This is a genomic window from Mycobacterium hubeiense (genome assembly GCF_002838065.1).
Classification (GTDB): Bacteria; Actinomycetota; Actinomycetes; order Mycobacteriales; family Mycobacteriaceae; genus Mycobacterium; species Mycobacterium hubeiense.
This window is the reverse complement of sequence record NZ_PIZU01000031.1, coordinates 33,002-50,109: the sequence shown is the minus strand read 5'-3', so window position 1 is coordinate 50,109 and position 17,108 is coordinate 33,002. Positions and strand designations below refer to the sequence as shown.

Annotated in this window: 20 protein-coding genes and 1 tRNA gene; 7 read left to right on the top strand and 14 right to left on the bottom strand. The window is 67.4% G+C overall.

Annotation, left to right across the window (positions count from 1 at the left end; translation table 11 throughout):
• Nucleotides 1-32: 32 nt before the first annotated feature.
• The 3 genes from CWS39_RS29265 (at nucleotide 33) to CWS39_RS20885 (ending at nucleotide 1,210) form a co-directional block, all read left to right on the top strand.
• Nucleotides 33-191: a hypothetical protein gene (locus tag CWS39_RS29265; RefSeq protein WP_199178228.1), complete on the top strand. Its 159-nt coding sequence runs from the start codon at nucleotides 33-35 to the stop codon at nucleotides 189-191.
• Nucleotides 192-296: 105 nt separating this feature from the next.
• Entirely contained in the window at nucleotides 297-992 is a 696-nt protein-coding gene (locus CWS39_RS20890; RefSeq protein WP_102144826.1) for a HemK2/MTQ2 family protein methyltransferase, read from the top strand.
• A 47-nt stretch (nucleotides 993-1,039) separates the two neighbouring features.
• Complete coding sequence (locus tag CWS39_RS20885) at nucleotides 1,040-1,210, top strand: CDGSH iron-sulfur domain-containing protein (RefSeq protein WP_102144840.1); 171 nt, start codon at nucleotides 1,040-1,042, stop codon at nucleotides 1,208-1,210.
• Here the strand turns inward: CWS39_RS20885 and CWS39_RS20880 are convergent.
• The 10 genes from CWS39_RS20880 to ponA2 all read right to left on the bottom strand — a co-directional run bounded on the left by CWS39_RS20880 (nucleotide 1,190) and on the right by ponA2 (nucleotide 11,575).
• Entirely contained in the window at nucleotides 1,190-2,209 is a 1,020-nt protein-coding gene (locus CWS39_RS20880) for an iron-containing redox enzyme family protein (RefSeq protein ID WP_102144825.1), read from the bottom strand. The two genes, CWS39_RS20885 and CWS39_RS20880, sit on opposite strands and share 21 nt — an antisense overlap.
• Before the next feature lie 35 nt (nucleotides 2,210-2,244).
• Nucleotides 2,245-3,069, bottom strand: a complete 825-nt coding sequence (locus tag CWS39_RS20875) for an acyl-CoA thioesterase (RefSeq protein ID WP_102144824.1) — start codon at nucleotides 3,067-3,069, stop codon at nucleotides 2,245-2,247.
• Between the two features lie 39 nt (nucleotides 3,070-3,108).
• The gene (locus tag CWS39_RS20870; protein WP_102144823.1) at nucleotides 3,109-3,606 is read right to left on the bottom strand and encodes an SRPBCC family protein; all 498 of its coding nucleotides are present in this window, start codon (nucleotides 3,604-3,606) and stop codon (nucleotides 3,109-3,111) included.
• Nucleotides 3,607-4,245: 639 nt separating this feature from the next.
• A tRNA-Pro gene (locus tag CWS39_RS20865) sits at nucleotides 4,246-4,319 on the bottom strand.
• 139 nt (nucleotides 4,320-4,458) lie between these two features.
• The gene (locus tag CWS39_RS20860) at nucleotides 4,459-4,722 is read right to left on the bottom strand and encodes an SHOCT domain-containing protein (protein ID WP_102144822.1); all 264 of its coding nucleotides are present in this window, start codon (nucleotides 4,720-4,722) and stop codon (nucleotides 4,459-4,461) included.
• A 75-nt stretch (nucleotides 4,723-4,797) separates the two neighbouring features.
• Nucleotides 4,798-5,463 (bottom strand): response regulator transcription factor, encoded by a 666-nt coding sequence (locus CWS39_RS20855; RefSeq protein ID WP_102144821.1) that lies wholly within the window; start codon nucleotides 5,461-5,463, stop codon nucleotides 4,798-4,800.
• On the bottom strand, nucleotides 5,460-6,638 hold the full coding sequence (locus CWS39_RS20850) for a sensor histidine kinase (protein ID WP_102144820.1): 1,179 nt from the start codon (nucleotides 6,636-6,638) through the stop codon (nucleotides 5,460-5,462). The genes CWS39_RS20855 and CWS39_RS20850 overlap by 4 nt, the downstream gene beginning before the upstream one ends.
• Nucleotides 6,639-6,877: 239 nt before the next feature.
• Nucleotides 6,878-7,975 carry an L-cysteine desulfhydrase Cds1 gene (gene cds1 / locus CWS39_RS20840; RefSeq protein WP_102144818.1) on the bottom strand — a complete coding sequence of 366 codons (1,098 nt, stop codon included), beginning with the start codon at nucleotides 7,973-7,975 and terminating at the stop codon, nucleotides 6,878-6,880.
• A gap of 9 nt (nucleotides 7,976-7,984) precedes the next feature.
• Nucleotides 7,985-8,944, bottom strand: a complete 960-nt coding sequence (locus CWS39_RS20835) for a metallophosphoesterase (protein WP_102144817.1) — start codon at nucleotides 8,942-8,944, stop codon at nucleotides 7,985-7,987.
• Nucleotides 8,945-9,103: 159 nt separating this feature from the next.
• The gene (gene ponA2 / locus CWS39_RS20830) at nucleotides 9,104-11,575 is read right to left on the bottom strand and encodes a transglycosylase/D,D-transpeptidase PonA2 (protein WP_102144816.1); all 2,472 of its coding nucleotides are present in this window, start codon (nucleotides 11,573-11,575) and stop codon (nucleotides 9,104-9,106) included.
• A gap of 280 nt (nucleotides 11,576-11,855) precedes the next feature.
• Here ponA2 and CWS39_RS20825 point away from each other — a divergent pair, with 280 nt between their 5' ends.
• Nucleotides 11,856-12,212 (top strand): WhiB family transcriptional regulator, encoded by a 357-nt coding sequence (locus CWS39_RS20825; RefSeq protein ID WP_102144839.1) that lies wholly within the window; start codon nucleotides 11,856-11,858, stop codon nucleotides 12,210-12,212.
• Nucleotides 12,213-12,238: 26 nt separating this feature from the next.
• On the opposite strand, the gene bagB is transcribed toward CWS39_RS20825, so the two are convergent.
• Both bagB and bagA read right to left on the bottom strand, forming a co-directional pair.
• Nucleotides 12,239-13,369: an ATPase BagB gene (gene bagB / locus CWS39_RS20820; RefSeq protein ID WP_102144815.1), complete on the bottom strand. Its 1,131-nt coding sequence runs from the start codon at nucleotides 13,367-13,369 to the stop codon at nucleotides 12,239-12,241.
• A gap of 69 nt (nucleotides 13,370-13,438) precedes the next feature.
• Nucleotides 13,439-14,458 (bottom strand): ATPase BagA, encoded by a 1,020-nt coding sequence (gene bagA, locus CWS39_RS20815; protein WP_102144814.1) that lies wholly within the window; start codon nucleotides 14,456-14,458, stop codon nucleotides 13,439-13,441.
• A gap of 48 nt (nucleotides 14,459-14,506) precedes the next feature.
• Here bagA and sp36 point away from each other — a divergent pair, with 48 nt between their 5' ends.
• From sp36 to CWS39_RS20800, 3 genes are read left to right on the top strand one after another with little or no spacing between them, the layout of a single operon-like run.
• Nucleotides 14,507-14,668 carry a Sp36 family protein gene (gene sp36, locus CWS39_RS20810; RefSeq protein ID WP_014817956.1) on the top strand — a complete coding sequence of 54 codons (162 nt, stop codon included), beginning with the start codon at nucleotides 14,507-14,509 and terminating at the stop codon, nucleotides 14,666-14,668.
• Nucleotides 14,665-15,120: a RidA family protein gene (locus tag CWS39_RS20805; protein ID WP_102144813.1), complete on the top strand. Its 456-nt coding sequence runs from the start codon at nucleotides 14,665-14,667 to the stop codon at nucleotides 15,118-15,120. Before sp36 ends, CWS39_RS20805 begins: the two co-directional genes overlap by 4 nt.
• Entirely contained in the window at nucleotides 15,117-15,896 is a 780-nt protein-coding gene (locus CWS39_RS20800; protein ID WP_102144812.1) for an MBL fold metallo-hydrolase, read from the top strand. Before CWS39_RS20805 ends, CWS39_RS20800 begins: the two co-directional genes overlap by 4 nt.
• An 88-nt stretch (nucleotides 15,897-15,984) precedes the next feature.
• Here the strand turns inward: CWS39_RS20800 and crp are convergent, their stop codons facing one another.
• Together crp and CWS39_RS20790 are read right to left on the bottom strand one after the other, a co-directional pair.
• On the bottom strand, nucleotides 15,985-16,659 hold the full coding sequence (crp, locus tag CWS39_RS20795; RefSeq protein WP_005138643.1) for a cAMP-activated global transcriptional regulator CRP: 675 nt from the start codon (nucleotides 16,657-16,659) through the stop codon (nucleotides 15,985-15,987).
• A 128-nt stretch (nucleotides 16,660-16,787) separates the two neighbouring features.
• Nucleotides 16,788-17,015, bottom strand: a complete 228-nt coding sequence (locus CWS39_RS20790) for a hypothetical protein (RefSeq protein WP_233213608.1) — start codon at nucleotides 17,013-17,015, stop codon at nucleotides 16,788-16,790.
• Nucleotides 17,016-17,108 lie beyond the last annotated feature (93 nt).

The following is a 17,108-nucleotide window of genomic DNA, read 5'->3' as shown; positions in this document are numbered from 1 at the left end:
GGGAACCCCCGTCGTGACGAAAGGTGGACACCATGCCGCGTGGAAAGGCCATCAGCGACGACGAAGACGGTGACGAGCCCAAGGGCGGTCGTCCGGGCCCCACAGACGAGGGTCGTGACGGCGGCATGGCGACCCGCGAAGTGGCGCCCGACGTCGCCACTCCCGACGCCAACGCGGAACCTCCCGATTAAGGCCTCGATTAAAGCCCTGCCGAAAGTCGGTTTCAGCGGCGGCAATTCGGGGCACTATTCACCGCAGCGCTGTGACAACACAGCGACGGACGTCGAAAGGCCGATGTGACAGCCGCATACACCGACCTGCGCGATCGTTCGGTCGCAGCGGAGGGCGTACGTGCCGTATATGCCCCACAGCAAGATTCGCACCTCCTCATCGATGCGATGCGGACAACCGAGTTGGCGCTGGGCCGCCGCGTCGTTGACTTGTGCACCGGCAGCGGCGTGGTGGCGATCGAGGCAGCGGTGATGGGCGCGGCTCAGGTGACCGCTTTCGACATCTGTCCACGCGCGGTGCGCTGTGCCCGGGCCAACGCGCTGGCGACGGTCGTGGACGTCGATGTGCATCTCGGATCATGGACGCGCGCAATCGAATTCGGGCCGTTCGACCTCGTGGTGTGCAATCCGCCGTACGTGCCGCATGCCTCCGACGCCGATGCCGAGGCGATTCTCGGTCCGGCGTGGGCGTGGAACGCGGGCGAGGACGGCCGCCTGGTGCTCGACCCGTTGTGTGCCTCTGCGCCTGAACTCCTGGCTGATGGCGCCGCCATGTTGATCGTGCAATCCGAATTCGCCGGGATCGAGCATTCGCTGACCGCGCTGCGAACCGTCGGCCTCGATGCGGAAGTGATTGCCCGGCAGCGAATTCCGTTCGGCCCGGTGTTGTCGGCGCGAGCAGCGTGGCTGGAGCGCACCGGCCGGTTGGAAGCGGGGCGTCGTGACGAGGAGCTCGTGGTGATCAGGGCGGACAAACGGTGAACTACAACGAATTCCGTGTGGTCCGGCGGGTGCCGAACGGACCCCTGATGGTGGAAGGCCCGGTCCGCATCGAGATGCCCGACGGCAGCGTCGTTGAATCCGATCGCTTCATGGTCGCGATCTGTATGTGCCGGCGCAGCAAGAACTTTCCGCTGTGCGACACCAGCCACCGGCTCCGGCGCCGAACCGACGAACCGTCAGGACAGCGGTCGGCGTAGCGACGAACGGCCCGACGTCCAGCAGTCCATGAGATGTGCAGCCAGTCGGTCCTCGACCACGTCACGCGCCCGGATCCCGAACACCACATCGCGATCGAGCTGCGGTTCCCGCGCGACCAGATCGCCGACCACATCGGTGCGGACCACCTGCTCGTGCACCGCGTCGGCCTCGATGTGCTCGCGGTAGAAGCCGATGCACGGCTCCGGTGCATCCAGCCGCTCAAGCGCCTCCACCAACCGCCGCGAGCCCGGCGACGACGTGATCTCGGTCGACGCGAAATGCCCGATCGCCGCGCCGCGCAGGTCGCGGTGCAAACCGAACATCGACATCAGGTTCACCACCGAAAGTGCCTCTGCTGGAACGTCGTTGAGATAACGCAAATACGTCGAATCCAGCCCGGCGGCTTCCATCAGATCGGCGAACAGCTGTTGATGGAGCTGGTTTCCGCGACCGCCGCCGTACTCGTCGAACTCGACCGCCACGAACGACGCCTTGGCCTGGCCGATCAGCCGGGGGATGGCCCAGGCGTGCGGATCGCCTTCCTTGAGGTGATACAGCGACCGGTGCACGAAGTACTCCCGCATCTGCTCCCAGGTGCCGGTGTCGCGCAGATAGTAGGACGGCCCGGAGCCGTCGACGGGCTCCACCGACAGCCGGTCCGTCTCGTCGGCGGCGCGCGCGTCCGGCTCGATGTCGCCGACGTCGCGGCGCACCGCGGTCAAGAACTCGGCCTCCAGCTGATTGCGCAGGTGCAGCAGCCCGGGGTTCCATTCCCACCCGGGATCGACGCCGGCAAAGCCGCGGTAGTGCAGTTCGTAGCAGACATACAGCGCCAGCTGCAGGTCGAGGCCGTAGGGGTCGGCGTCGCCGAGCGAGGCTTCGACGCGGGTGAGATGGCTGCGCGGAGCGCGCTCGGTGAGCAGCTCGAGTACGGCCATCGACAGCGGGCCGCGGGCGTTGGGCAGCCGGGGTTCCACCAGAATCGGTGCGGATGTCACGGGTAGATCTTTACCCAGAATCCGGGCGGTCGAACCTACAAACGCCAGAGTGCTTCCTGGGTCATGCTGGCGATCAGCGAGCCGTCCGCGTCGTAGAGGGAGCCGACGACGAGACCGCGCGAGTCGCTGTTGTTGCGTGAGTCGACCTCGTAGCGATGCCAGCGATCGGGTTGGAACGGCCTGTGGAACCACACGGAGTGGTCGAGGCTCGCGGCCATCCCGACACCGACCTTCAGGGGTGTGCCGGGCGGGCGCGCCACGGGCACCGGACCGAGATCGGACATGTAGGTCAGCGTGCACGCGCGGATCAGCGGATCGTTCTCGATCGGGTGGCGCGTCTTGATCCAGAACGGTGGCACCGCGAACACGGAGGTGTCGCCGGGGTTGACGCGGATGTCGAACCATTCGGCTGATTCGATGCCGGGCCGCTTTTCGATGGCGTCGGTGAGCTCGACGCCCGGCGTGCGGTGCGGGTGCCAGTCGGCGCCGGGCTCCGGGCGATGGAAAGAGGCGATCATCTCGAGGATGACGTCGTCTCGCTGTGTCGCGGTGACGCGTCGGGTGTCGAAGGACCGGCCGTCACGGGTGCGTTCGACGTGCAGTTCGACGTCGACGCCGTAGTCGCCGCCGCGCACGAAGTAGGCGTGCAGCGACTGCGGGTGTTTGTCGGGTTCGACGGTCGCGCCGGCGGCGCCGAGCGCCTGGGCCGCGATGAGCCCGCCGAACAGGCGATTGCCCGGGCCGGTGGACTGCGGGGCGATGAACGTGTCACCGTCGCGGTCGAATTGCAGCAGCTGTGCCATCCAGCTTTGCCCTTCGGTTCCCGCGCCGTCGGCGGCGGCATCTTTGACAGCGGTCATCGATAGCCAGCCTATCCACCGCTTGGTTGGGAACGGTGCTCAGGTCTGCTTGGCGAAATAGCGCTGGCCGTCGGAGGCCAGCCGGCCGAACGCGGCCTTGACCACCGGCGCGAGGACCCTGAACGGGACCTTGAACGCCGGCTTGGGTTCGATGGCGACGGTCCAGGTGAACAACGTGCCGACGCCGCCGTCGGGTTCGACGGTGTAGTCCTCGGCCATGCGGCGAAACATCGGGGCATTGGCCTTGGTGACCTCGAAGGAGTAGCCGCGGCCCTCGTCCCACCGGAAGAAGCGCTCCTGCACCCGGGGTCCGCCGACGAGGGCCACCTCGCGGGTGGTGCCGACGCCGAACGGGCGCGGTGAGGTCCATTTCACCTCTTTGACCGACGGGCCCCACGCCGACAGCGAAGCGTCCGAGGCCAGCGACTCCCACACTTTCTCGGGTGGGGCGGAGAACCGTTTGTGAAAGCGGAAGATGTGCGGGGCCGAGGCCAGGAAGTCGGCGTCGGCCGATTCGACGGGAAACCAGCGCGTCATGGTGTGAGCATGCCAAACGATCGCTGGCCGCGGTGTTGGGTACTCGGCGCGCGCTGCCCGCGACTTGTCGCTCGGGGCGTTGAGATTGCGGGCACGGCTGTTGTTTTCGCGTGGGCACAAACCTTCATTGCGATCTCAAGCTCACTCGGCCACTAGAAGGATTGAGCCGTGGCCGGCCGCGCGGAGCTAGCGTCACCGCGGTTCGTCTTCGTCGGACACGCTGATCTCGATCCGCGTGCTGCTCTAGACCCATTGCCCGTCGTCAGGGTCCCAGCTCATGTCTGTGAGATCGTGGGTGAACGCGGCTCCGCGAACGCGATCACGTCGGTGAGAAGGTCGCCGAATTGGGCGGACAGCCCCTCACGGTTCTGCCGGCGCCGCCACGCCACCTCGCCTGCGCCAGTTCGGCATATCCGTCAAGGACGTGACTGAGTGGACGATGGGATCGCCGACGTTGACATCGACGTGAAACCTGTTCCGTGACGTCGCTATGTTGGCGTTCGAGCTAGAAAGGCCCAGCCGGATCGACCGGCCAGGCCCTCTGAAATGCTCGCGAGTCGGGGTACTCGGCGTTGTGCGCCTACGACCCATTCCATCGCCTCGGGCGAGCGAGCAAGCTCGCTTGCCTCTCTGATGCTGTCGGGGTGGCGGGATTTGAACCCACGACCTCTTCGTCCCGAACGAAGCGCGCTACCAAGCTGCGCCACACCCCGCGTGAAGCCATGACAGGGTATCGCACTGCGAGGCCGCGAAGCCAAACGGCTTTTCCCGCGATTTCTGCACCAGGGCTGTGATCCACGCCGGGAACGAACGACCCTGATGCAGAAATCGGCGAAGGGTGCGAAGGAGAGGTCAGCGGCGGGTATCGCGCAGCACGGCCAGGCGCTCGCGGTACTCGGACTCGTTGACCTCGCCCTTGGCGTACGCATCGCGCAGTGTGCGGATGCCGTGGCTGCCGCGGAACCGCCGGACGGCATAGACGATGCCGACGATCACCAGCGTCCAGAACGTCAGCGGGATGAGCAGGAACCACGGGTTCCAGTCGTGCTCGGCGAACCGGCCGCCGTGCTCTGCAAGGAAAGTGGTTGCAGCTGGGGTGATTTCGTAAATGTTCATGTCTCAAGCCTGCCGCCGGCCACCTAGAACCACATCGGCCCGCAGACGTCAATTCCGATACGCGCCCACGCGTACTCACTCCTGCCACCCGGGCCGCACCAGTCCGCTTTCGTACGCCACCACCACCAACTGCGTACGGTCCCGCGCGCCCAGTTTGGTCAAGATCCGGCTCACATGCGTGCGCGCGGTGGCCGGGCTCATGAACAGCCGCTCGCCGATCTCCGCGTTCGTCAGGCCCTCGGCCACCAGCGCCATCACTTCACGTTCGCGCGAGGTCAATTCCGATAACGCGGGTCCGGTGGCTGGTTTGGCCCGCGCGGCGAACTCCGCCACCAGTCGACGCGTCACCGACGGGGACAGCAGCGCATCGCCGTCGGCCACCACCCGCACCGCCCGCACCAGTTCGGCCGGCTCGGTGTGCTTGACCAGAAAACCGCTCGCACCGGCGCGCATCGCCTCGAATACGTACTCGTCGAGCTCGAACGTCGTCAACACCACCACGCGCACGCCGGCCAGCGCCGGATCCGCGACGATCGCCCGGGTCGCCGCCAGGCCGTCCATTTCCGGCATCCGGATGTCCATCAACACCACGTCCGGGTGCAGCTGTTGCGCTGACGCCAGTGCCCGCGTCCCGGTGGACGCCTCGTCCACTACCTCGATACCGTCCTGCGCGTCCAGTAGCGCGACGAAGCCCGCCCGCACCAGCGCCTGATCGTCGGCGACCAAAACCCGAATTGTCATGAGCCATCACCGCTTAACGGAAATGACGCCCGCACACTGAAACCACCGCCGGGATGTCGTCGCACCGACAAGTCGCCGCCCAACGCGCGGGCCCGTTCGCGCATCCCGGTGATACCGCTGCCCCCGGACGACGGGCTGGAGTTCAGCGGCCGACCGTCATTGTCAACGGCCACAACAAGTTCCGACGACCCGTAGGTCACCGTGACGGTGGCCTGATCAGCTGTCGAATGGCGCACCACATTGGTCAACGACTCCTGCACGATGCGCGCGGCCGCGACGTCGACGACGGCCGGCAGCGTCCGCGGCGAGCCCTCGATCGACGTCTTCACCGTCAACCCCGTCGCCCGAGCCGCGCTCACCAGACTGTCCAGGTCGGCGATCCCCGGAGTCGGCGCGGTCGGTTCTCCGGCATCGGTGCGCAGCGCGGACACCAGCGAATGCACATCCGAAATCGCTTGTCTACTAGCATCTTTGATGGCGGCCAGTGCGGGAGCCGCACGCTCCGGATGCTCGGACAGCAACTCCAACGCCACCGACGATTGCACGTTGATCATCGACAAACTGTGCGCCAGCACGTCGTGCAGCTCCCGCGCGATCGACAGCCGCGCCTGCGTGGCCTGCCGCTCCTGCTCCGAGGCGGCTTCCCGGGCCATCGCGGCCCTGCGCTGACGCCGCGCGACGATCACCGCCCGGCGCTGCCGGATGCCCTCGGCGACGGCGATCAACACCAGCAGCCACGCCGCGAGGCCGGTGCTGACGGCCACCGGCGGCCCCGGCTCGCCGCGCAGCCACGGCAGCAGCCACACCACCGCGGCCCAGCCCAGCACCGGCAGCGGGTACGTCCACCACCGCGAGCCGACACAGGCGGCGGTCAGGAACGCAACCACCAACGACAAGAAGACCGGCCCATACCCGAATCCCGCAGCAACGTAGACGAACGTGATCACCAGGACGACGAGCAACACCGCGTAGGGGTAGACGGTTCGCAGCAGCAGTGCGATCGGTCCGGCCACCAGCAGCAGATAGCCGAACCAGTTCAGCGGCACCCAGTCGATGTCCGGACCCCCACCGGGACCATGGCGCGGCCCGACGCTTCCCGCCAGCTGGATCGCGGCCACCACCAGCGGCACCAGCCACACCACGGGGCGGCGCAGCGCAGCTCGTACCGCGTCCATATCCGCACGGTAGTAGGCGCCGGCCCACGTTGACGTCCGCCGGGAGGCGTACGTCACGACACGCCGCGGGATGGATGTGGGTTGTCGGTGGCGTTATGCACACTGACGGCATAAGACGATGAAACGAGGCACGCGATGACCGGGTTAGGGGCGTCGATCTACCTGGGATTCTTCGCCCTGGCCGCGTTGTGGTTGTTCCTGACCTCCGACGGACCGCTGACCGGCGACTCCGACGACGATCAGGGCCAGCGCCCGGAGCGCTCGAATTCGACCAACACCTCGGCGAACGAGGAGGGGTCCAGCCCCTGGCTGGTCAGCCACTCGTCGCAGAAGTAGGTGTCGGCGTAGCGGTCGCCGCTGTCGGCCAGCAGTGTGACCACCGAGCCGCTGCGTCCGTCGGCAATCATCTCGGCGAGCAGGCCGAACGCCCCCCACAGATTCGTTCCGGTGGACGGACCGACGCGTCGGCCCAGCACCTCGCTGACGTGCCGCGCGGCCGCGATCGACGCCGCGTCCGGCACCGCCACCATGCGGTCTACCACGTCGGGCAGAAACGACGGCTCCACCCGCGGGCGCCCGATGCCCTCGATCCGTGACGACGCCCCCGTGACGATGTCGCGGCGGCCCTGGGCGTAGCCGGGGAAGAACGCGGAGTTCTCCGGGTCGACGACACACAGCCGGGTGGCGTGGCGGCGGTAGCGGATGAACCGGCCGATCGTCGCGCTGGTGCCACCGGTGCCCGCGCCGACGACGATCCACTCCGGGATGGGGTGGGCCTCGTCGCGCATCTGCTCGTAGATCGATTCGGCGATGTTGTTGTTGCCGCGCCAGTCAGTGGCGCGCTCGGCGTTGGTGAACTGGTCGAGGTAGTGCCCGCCCGTCTCGGCGGCCAGCCGCTCCGCCTCGGCGTACACCTGCGACGACTCCGCCACGAAATGGCAACGGCCGCCTTGTGATTCGATCAGCTCGATCTTTGCGGCGCTGGTCGAGGCCGGCATCACCGCGATGAACGGCAGACCCAGCAGCGCCGCGAAGTACGCCTCCGACACCGCCGTCGAACCCGACGACGCCTCGATGACGGTGGTGTTCTCGCCGATCCAGCCGTTGCACAACCCGTAGAGGAACAGCGACCGGGCCAACCGATGCTTGAGGCTGCCGGTGATGTGCGTCGACTCGTCCTTGAGGTACAGCGCAACGTCGACGCCATCGCACCAGGCCGTCGGCAGCGGGTAGCGCAGCAGATGGGTGTCGGCGCTGCGCCGCGCGTCGGCCTCGATCAACCGGACCGCGTTGTCCACCCAGTCACGCGGCTGGCTGCGGCTGGCGGTCGTCGACACTCGACGCGGCTACCGAACGGAGACGCTCGGGTGGGACAACCCCGCCCGCGCGCCGACGTGCCCGCCGCCGGTGGGCGCGGCCACCAGGGTGAGCAGCGTCGCCTCGGGGCGGCAGCAGAACCGTAGTGGCGCGAACGGCGACGTGCCAATGCCCGCCGACACGTGTAGCTGCATGCGCGCGCCCCAGCGTGAGGCGCCCTTGGCCCGTGACCGGTCCAGGTCGCAGTTGGTGACGATGGCGCCGTAGAACGGTAGGCACAGCTGCCCGCCGTGGGTGTGGCCTGCCATCACCAGCTGGTAGCCGTCGGCGGCGAAGCGGTCCAGCACCCGGGGCTCGGGCGAATGCGTCAGGCCCAGTGTCAGATTCGCGACCGGGCTGGCCGGCCCGGCGATGGTCTCGTAGCGGTCGCGGGACAGGTGCGGATCGTCCACCCCCGCCGCCTGGATGACCAGCCCGGCGACCTCGAACTCGCGGCGGGTGTGCGTCATGTCCAGCCAGCCGCGCTCGGTGAACGCCGCCCGCAGGTCCTGCCACGGCAGCGGCTGACCATGCACCCGATGCCCGGGGTTGGTCAGGTAGTTGGCGGGGTTCTTCAGCCGCGGGCCGAAGTAGTCATTGCTGCCGAACACGAACACGCCTGGCACCGACAGCAGGTCACCCAGCGTCTGCACGACGGCCGGCACCGCTTTCGGATGCGCGAGGTTGTCGCCGGTGTTGACCACCAGATCGGGCTCCCAGCGGGCCAGCTCGCGCAGCCAGGCCTGCTTGCGCCGCTGCTGGGGCCGCATATGGATATCGCTGAGGTGCAGCACCCGCAGCGGCGTCGATCCCGGCGTGAGCACGGGCATGGTCACTTCGCGCACCACGAATGCGTTGCGTTCGATCAGCGACGCATAGCCGACTCCGGCGGCGACCGACCCGAGGGCCACCGCGGCGCTGTTCTTCAGGATCGTTGAAGCGGCGGGCATGGGGGCAGCCTACTGCCAGTCGGCTGCGGCCACGGGGCCTCACCCGCTNCACCGCGGCGCTGTTCTTCAGGATCGTTGAAGCGGCGGGCATGGGGGCAGCCTACTGCCAGTCGGCTGCGGCCACGGGGCCTCACCCGCTCAGCGTGCGCAACTACACAATTACGGAGGCGGGGGTGCCGGCGGTGGCGGGCCCAGCACCGGCACGGTGATCGGCGGCAGACCGGGGATCTGCACCACCGTCTGGCCGACCTCGACCGGCGGTCCGCCCGGCATCGGGATCGACACGGGCGGTGGCGGCGGTGGCGCGGGCGCCACGCCATTGCTGACCAGGATCGTCACGATCGAACCCGGGATGGTCTGACCGCTGGGCGATGTGCCCACCACGGTGCCGTACCGCGAGCTGCTGTTCACCGAACTCGTGCCGTCGGCCACCTGGAACCCGGCATCGCGCAGTCGTTGCCGCGCGACGTCCTCGGACAGCCCGGACACGCTGGGCACCTGCGAACCCGGGCCGCCGTCGACGAAGCGGGGGTCGGTGGGCGGCAGGGCGACGGGTCCGAAATTGTTGGCGATCGGCTTCATCGCGGTGAACCACGTACGGGCAGGTTCGTTGCCGCCGTACAGGTTCCCGTCATAGCACTGGCGCAGCGGATAGGAGCACAGCTCGCCGGGGTCCGCCGAGTCGTCGTAGATGTAGTTGGCCGCGGCGTACTGATTGGTGAAGCCCAGGAAGCCCGACGACCGGTGCGCCTCCGTCGTCCCGGTCTTACCGGACATCGGCAGATCCCAGCCCACCGAGCCGGCCGCGCCCGCCGCCGTGCCGGCGCCCTTGTCGTCCTTGCTCAGTGCGTTGGCCAGGGTGTTCGCCAACCCTTCGGGCACCACCTGTTCGCAGGTCTCGGTCGTCACCGACACTTCTTCGCCGTGCCGGTCGAAGACCTTGTCGATGGGATTCGGCGGGCACCACACGCCGCCAGAGGCCAACGTGGCGGCCACATTGGACAGCTCCAGGGCGTTGAGTTCGAACGGGCCGAGCGTGAACGAGCCGATGTTCTGGCGCTTGATGAAGTCGGCGAGGCTCTCGTTGCTTTCGGGGTCATAGTCGCGCGCGGTGCCGGGCAGCGCGTAGGACCGCAAGCCCAACCGGACCGCCATGTCCACGGCCCGTGGCACACCGATCTGCGAAATCAGTTTGGCGAACGCGGTATTGGGTGAGGTGGCCAGCGCGTCGGTGACGTTCATCGAGCCGCGGTAACCGCCCGCCGCGTTCTTCACGCACCAGGTCGCCGGCGGGCAGCCCGGGGTGTCGCTGCTGCCCAGACCCTTGGCCTGGAAGAACGCGGGCACCTGCAACTGAGCGTTGATGCCCATACCCATCTCCATCGCCGCGGCGACGGTGAAGATCTTGAAGATGGAGCCCGCGCCGTCGCCGACGAGGGAGAACGGCTGCGGGTGCATCGTCTCGTGGGCATCGAGGTTCAGCCCGTAGGTGCGGTTGCTGGCCATCGCCAGCACCGGGTGAGATTCTTTACCCGGCCTGATCACGCTCATCACACTGGCGACGCCCGGCACGGTTGGGCCCGCGATGCTGTCGATCGCCGACTTGACCGGAGCCTGCACGTCGGGATCCAGCGTGGTCTTGATCAAGTAACCGCCGCGGGCCACCTGCTCCTTGCTGATGCCCGCACGGGCCAGGTACTCCAACGCGTAGTCGCAGAAGAACGCGCGGTCGCCCGCGGCGATGCAACCGCGAGGCAGCTCATTGGGCGTCGGCAGTATGCCCAGCGGCTCCTCCTTGGCCGCCCGCAGCTCCTCGGCATGCTCGGGCAGGTTCTCGATCATGGTGTCCAACACCAGGTTTCGACGGGCCAGCGCGCCGTCGGGATTGGTGTATGGATTGAGCGTGCTGGTCGACTGGACCAGCCCGGCCAGCAGTGCGGCCTGCTGCCAGTTCAGCTCCGACGCATTCACACCGAAGTACGTCTGCGCGGCGTCCTGAACACCGAAAGCGCCGTTGCCGAACGACACCAGATTCAAGTAGCGCGTGAGGATTTCGGGTTTGGTGAAGGTTTTGTCCAGCGTGAGCGCCATCCGGATCTCGCGCAGCTTGCGGGCAGGAGTGGTTTCGATGGCGGCGCGGCGCTCGGCGTCGGTCTGGGCGACGACGAGCAGCTGGTAGTTCTTGACGTACTGCTGTTCGATGGTGGAGCCGCCGCGGGTGTCGAGGTCCCCGCGCATGTAGCCGGCCAGGCCGGTGAGGGTGCCCTGCCAGTCCACACCGTTGTGCTCGGCGAACCGTTTGTCCTCGATCGAGACGATCGCCAGCTTCATGGTGTTGGCGATCTGCTCGCTGGGCACCTCGAAGCGGCGCTGCGAGTACAGCCACGCGATGGTGTTGCCCTTGGCGTCCACCATCGTCGACACCTGCGGCACCTCGCCCTCGACCAGCGCCGCGGATCCGTTGGCAACCACGTCGGAGGCGCGGTTGGACATCAGACCGAGCCCGCCGACCACCGGAAACATGAGCGCCGCAGCAAGTACGGCGGCCAACAGGCAGCACCAGGCGAGCTTGATGACCGTGACCGTCCGCGGCGGTTGCGCGGGCGGTTGCGGCGGCGGGCTCTCCGGCATGCCCTACAGAGTAACGACGCCGTCGACCTCCGCGGAGCGGCGTGATTGCCGGGCTCAGCTGGGGCACTGACCCGCGGATGCGTCAATTTTTGGCGATGACGGCACGGTCGTCCCAAAAAAGTGGGCGGCAAACTGTTGCGTAAATGGCCCCTGACCACCTAGCTTGGACACACAGTGCGATGCAGGTCACACTCGACCCCCGCAATGTGGCGTAGATCGCATCAGCGTTCTACACCGGAGGACTGTGCCGTCGCTGACGGCTGGAACGAAGGGATCGCTGGTGTCAGGTACACGGCCCGCCGCTCGCAGGACAAGCACTAACTCCCCGGCGCACAGTTTGGTCCACGGCGCGGACGCCGAAGCCCGTATCGCCTGGGTTTCCCAGGCCCGGTGTCGGCAGGCCGACCCCGACGAACTGTTCGTCCGCGGCGCCGCGCAGCGCAAAGCCGCGGTGATCTGCCGCCACTGTCCGGTGATCCTCGAGTGCGGCGCCGACGCCCTGGACAACCGCGTCGAATTCGGCGTGTGGGGCGGCATGACCGAGCGGCAGCGCCGCGCGCTGTTGAAACAGCATCCAGAAGTGGTGTCCTGGGCCGACTTCTTCGCCTCCCAGCGCAAACACCGCAGCGCGGTGTAGCTAAGCAGCTTCTGCTCGATTAGCCGCTACGCGGCGGAAGCGACGCCGGTGATCTGGTCGGCGATCGCGCGCAGCGCTTCCAGATCCGACACATCGAACGGCAGTGACGGCACCCCGACGATCGCGACATGCGGGTTCGCGCCGGTGAACCGCGACAGCAGCCGAATCTCCCGCTTGGCGGTCTGCGCCCGGTCGGCGTGAATTTGCAGCACCGCCGCGGCCACCGAATCCGGTTCGTCCTTGCCGAGTTCCTCGGCGGCCTCCTCGGCCTTGTCCGCGTGCAGATCGCACAGCGTGGGATGAGTGCGGTTGAGGATCAGCCCGGCCAGCGGCATATGTTCTTCGGAGAGCCGGTCGACGAAGAACGTCGCCTCCCGCAGCGCGTCGGGCTCGGCCGTCGCCACCACCACGAACTGGGTGCCGCGCCGCTTGAGCAGATCGTAGGTCCGCTCCGCCTTCTCGCGGAAGCCGCCGAACGTTGCGTCCAGCGACTGCACGAAAGCCGCTGCGTCGGAAAGCATCTGCGAACCCAGCACGGTGGACAGCGCCTTCATCGCAAGTCCTACGGCGCCCGTCACCAGTTTGCCGAAGCCCCGGCCGGGGGCCAAGAGCAACCGCCACAGCCGGCTGTCCATGAAGCTGCCCAACCGTTTCGGCGCGTCGAGGAAGTCCAGCGCGTTGCGCGACGGCGGGGTATCCACCACGACCAAGTCCCACTTGTCTTGGGCCAGGAGCTGGCCCAGTTTCTCCATGGCCATGTACTCCTGTGTGCCGGACAGCGACGTGGCGACGGTCTGATAGAACTGGTTGTCCAGAATCGCCTCGGCCCGTTCGGGTCCGGAGTACTGCACCACCATCTCGTCGAACGTGCGGCGCATGTCGAGCATCATCGCGTGCAGTTCGCCGGACACCTCCGGCGCCAGCGGCACCCGTTGCGGGGTATTGCCGAGGTCGTTGATGCCCAGTGCCTGAGCCAGTCGCTTGGCCGGGTCGATGGTCAGCACGACGACCGTGCGGCCGTATTCGGCTGCGCGCAACGCCATCGCCGCTGCGGTGGTGGTCTTGCCCACGCCGCCGGCACCGCAGCACACCACGACGCGGTTCGCCGTATCGGCGAGGATGGCCTCCATATCCAGCGCGGGCGGAGTAGTACTCACTAGCGGGGCTCCATTCGCTTCTTCACTGCGTTCATCAGCGGGGCTCCATTCGCTTCTTCACTGCGTGCATCAGCGGACCCCCTGTCGTTCAAGCGCTTCCGCCAGCTCATACAGGCTGCCCAGGTCGACGCCGTCGGGCAGCGCGGGCAGCTCCAGTCTCGGCACATCGATCTCTTCGAGCTGCTCGGCGCTTTCGGCGCGTGCAGTAATCCGGGTGGCGTGCTGGATCGCCTCGGTGAGCAATCCAGCAAAGTCTGTGTCGGACAACGTGATTCCCGCTTTAGCCAGGCCGGCCCGCACCGCGTCGGCGTCGATGTCGCCTTCGGCGGCCTTGGCCAGATCCTCGGCACTCAGGTAGGCCGGGATGTTGCGGTTGACGATGACGCTGCCGATCGGCAGGCCCAGTTCGGTGAGTTCGTCGATCGCCTCGACGGTTTCCTGCATCGGCAGCGCCTCCAGTAGCGTCACCAGATGGATCGCCGTCTGATCCGAGTGCAGCAGCTTGACCACACCCTCGGCCTGCGAATGCACCGGGCCGCCCTTGGCCAGATCCGACACCGCCTTGGTGACGTCGAGGAAGCGGGAGATCCGCCCGGTCGGCGGCGAATCGACCACGACGGCGTCGTACGCCTGGCGCTTGTCCTTCTTGTCGCGCGTGACGATCTCTTTGATCTTGCCGGTGAGCAGGACGTCACGCAGGCCCGGCGCGATCGTGGTGGCGAACTCGATGGCGCCGATGCGCCGCATCGCCCGGCCGGCCAGGCCGAGGTTGTAGAACATGTCGAGGTATTCCAGGAACGCCGCTTCGATGTCGATAGCCAGCGCGTTGACCTGTCCGCCGCCGTCCGCGGTGGCGATCTTGACTTCCTCATAGGGCAGCGGCGGCACATCGAAAAGCTGCGCAATCCCTTGGCGCCCTTCGACTTCCACGAGCAGCACCTTGCGTCCACCGGCCGCCAGGGCGAGTGCCAGCGAGGCAGCAATGGTCGATTTTCCGGTGCCGCCTTTGCCGGTGACGAAGTGCAGCCGCGCCTTGGTCAGACGCGACGGCCAGCCGACCGGTTTGGGGCCGTTGGGTTCGGGAGCCACCAGTGCATGCTAGCCAAGTCATATCAGCCGCCCGATAAGCTCAGCCATATGAGCGAACCGACCCGGTGGGAGTACGCCACGGTCCCATTGCTGACGCACGCGACCAAACAGATCCTCGATCAGTGGGGCGAAGACGGCTGGGAGCTGGTGTCGGTGCTGCCGGGGCCGACGGGTGAGCAGCACGTCGCGTATCTCAAGCGCCCGAAATGACCGCATCGCAGCGCCTCGCCGAACTCGGCATCGAGCTGCCTCAGGTCGTTCCACCGCTGGCGGCCTACGTGCCCGCGGTGCGCACCGGGAACCTGGTCTACACCGCCGGGCAGTTACCGATGGTGGCCGGTGAGCTGGCCCAGACCGGCAAGGTGGGCGCGGACGTCAGCCCCGAGCAGGGCAAGGCGCTGGCGCGTACGTGCGCCCTCAACGCGCTGGCCGCGGTGCACGCGCTGGTCGGCATCGACGCCGTTACCCGCGTGGTCAAGGTGGTCGGGTTCGTCGCCTCGACCCCCGGCTTTCACGGCCAGCCCGGCGTGGTCAACGGCGCGTCGGAATTACTGGGTGAGATCTTCGGCGACGCCGGCACGCACGCCCGGTCGGCCGTCGGGGTATCGGAGCTGCCGCTGGACGCACCGGTGGAGGTCGAGTTGATCGTCGAGGTTTCGTGACGGCTTCCCAGCACCCCGCCTACGGGTTGCTGCGGCCGGTGACCGACACGGCCTCGGTGCTGCTGTGCAACAACCCCGGATTGATGACGCTGGACGGCACCAACACCTGGGTGCTGCGCGGGCCGGGCAGCGACGAGATGGTGGTCCTCGATCCGGGCCCCGATGACGACGAGCACATCGCCAAGCTGGCCGAGCTGGGCACGATCTGCTTGGTGTTGATCAGCCACAAACATGGCGACCACACCGATGGCATCGACATGCTCGTCGATCGCACCGGAGCCGTCGTCCGCTCTGTGGGCAGCGGGTTTTTGCGCGGCCTCGGTGGCCCGCTGACCGACGGCGAGGTGATCGACGCGGCCGGCTTGCGCATCACCGTGATGGCCACGCCCGGGCACACCGCCGACTCGCTGTCGTTTGTGCTCGACGATGCCGTGCTCACCGCGGACACCGTGCTGGGCCGCGGCACCACCGTCATCGACAGCGAGGACGGCAGCCTGCGCGACTACATGGAATCGCTGCGTCGGCTACACGGTCTGGGCCAGCGCAGGGTGCTGCCCGGGCACGGGCCGGAACTCGACGACCTCGAGGCCGTCACCGCGATGTATCTGGCCCACCGCGAGGAGCGACTGGATCAGGTGCGCGGGGCGCTGCGAGAGCTCGGCGAGGACGCCACCGCACGCCAGATCGTCGAACACGTCTACACCGACGTCGACGAGAAACTCTGGGATGCGGCCGAGTGGAGTGTGCAAGCCCAGCTCGACTACTTGCGCAGTTGAGCCGCCGCGAGACTGTAGTTATCGGGCTCGCTTCTCGAACTTTCGCTCGCTAACGACAGTCTCGCGACCGATGGCTGTGAATCGGGCGTCAGCGGGCGCGACGGGCCAGGCGCTCCGAATCGGAGATGAGCACGCTCTTGCCCTCAAGGCGGATCCAGCCGCGGTGGGCGAAGTCGGCCAGCGCCTTGTTGACGGTCTCGCGCGACGCGCCGACGAGCTGCGCGATCTCCTCCTGGGTCAGGTCATGGGTGACGCGCAGCGCGCCGCCCTCCTGCGTGCCGAACCGCTGCGCCAGTTGCAGCAGCTGCTTGGCGACACGGCCGGGCACGTCGGTGAAGATCAGGTCGGCCAGGTTGTTGTTGGTGCGGCGCAGCCGGCGGGCGAGCACCCGCAACAGCTGCTCGGCGATCTCCGGCCGGTCGGCGATCCAGGCGCGCAGCGCGTCGCGGTCCATCGAGACGGCCCGCACCTCGGTGATCGTGGTGGCGCTCGACGTCCGCGGGCCCGGGTCGAAGATCGACAGCTCGCCGAACATGTCCGACGGGCCCATGATCGTCAGCAGATTCTCGCGGCCATCGGGTGACCGGCGGCCGATCTTGACCTTCCCGGAAATGATGATGTACAGCCGGTCGCCGGGTTCTCCCTCGGCGAACACGGTGTGCCCGCGGGGGAAGTCGACGGGCTGCAACTGCTTGGTCAGCGCGGATACGGCGCTGGGTTCGACCCCCTGGAAGATTCCGGCCCTGGCCAGGATCTCGTCCACGTTGCCCCTCTTAAGCTGGTGGGTGATATGACATGCGCAAGCCGACCTCTTACTGGTTAGCGAGATCAGTCTAGAGGTAGGCCTCCGCCGACGCCGTCGGCAACATGCCTGAAGCGCGACAGCTCACGCTACACAGAATTGACATGCCGAGTCGGCTGAAATTGCGGATTGGGCCGGTGGTGCACATATCCCCGGGTAGGCAAACTGAGCACCGGCTCGGGCTCGGGTAACCGCCGGCGCACGCCATCGACGCTGGCTGCCGTGGCCTGTTGCAGGAGCTCATCCACGTCTTTGGGCGAAACGGCGTCGCGGGTGAGCCCTGCTTCGAGCCGCTCCAGCCCGAACGTTGCCAACATCAGCAACCCGGGTATGAACGCCACGAGCAACCAAGACACAAGGCTGAAGTAAACACGGCGAAGGTCTCAGCGGGATCACGAATTGTCACCGGT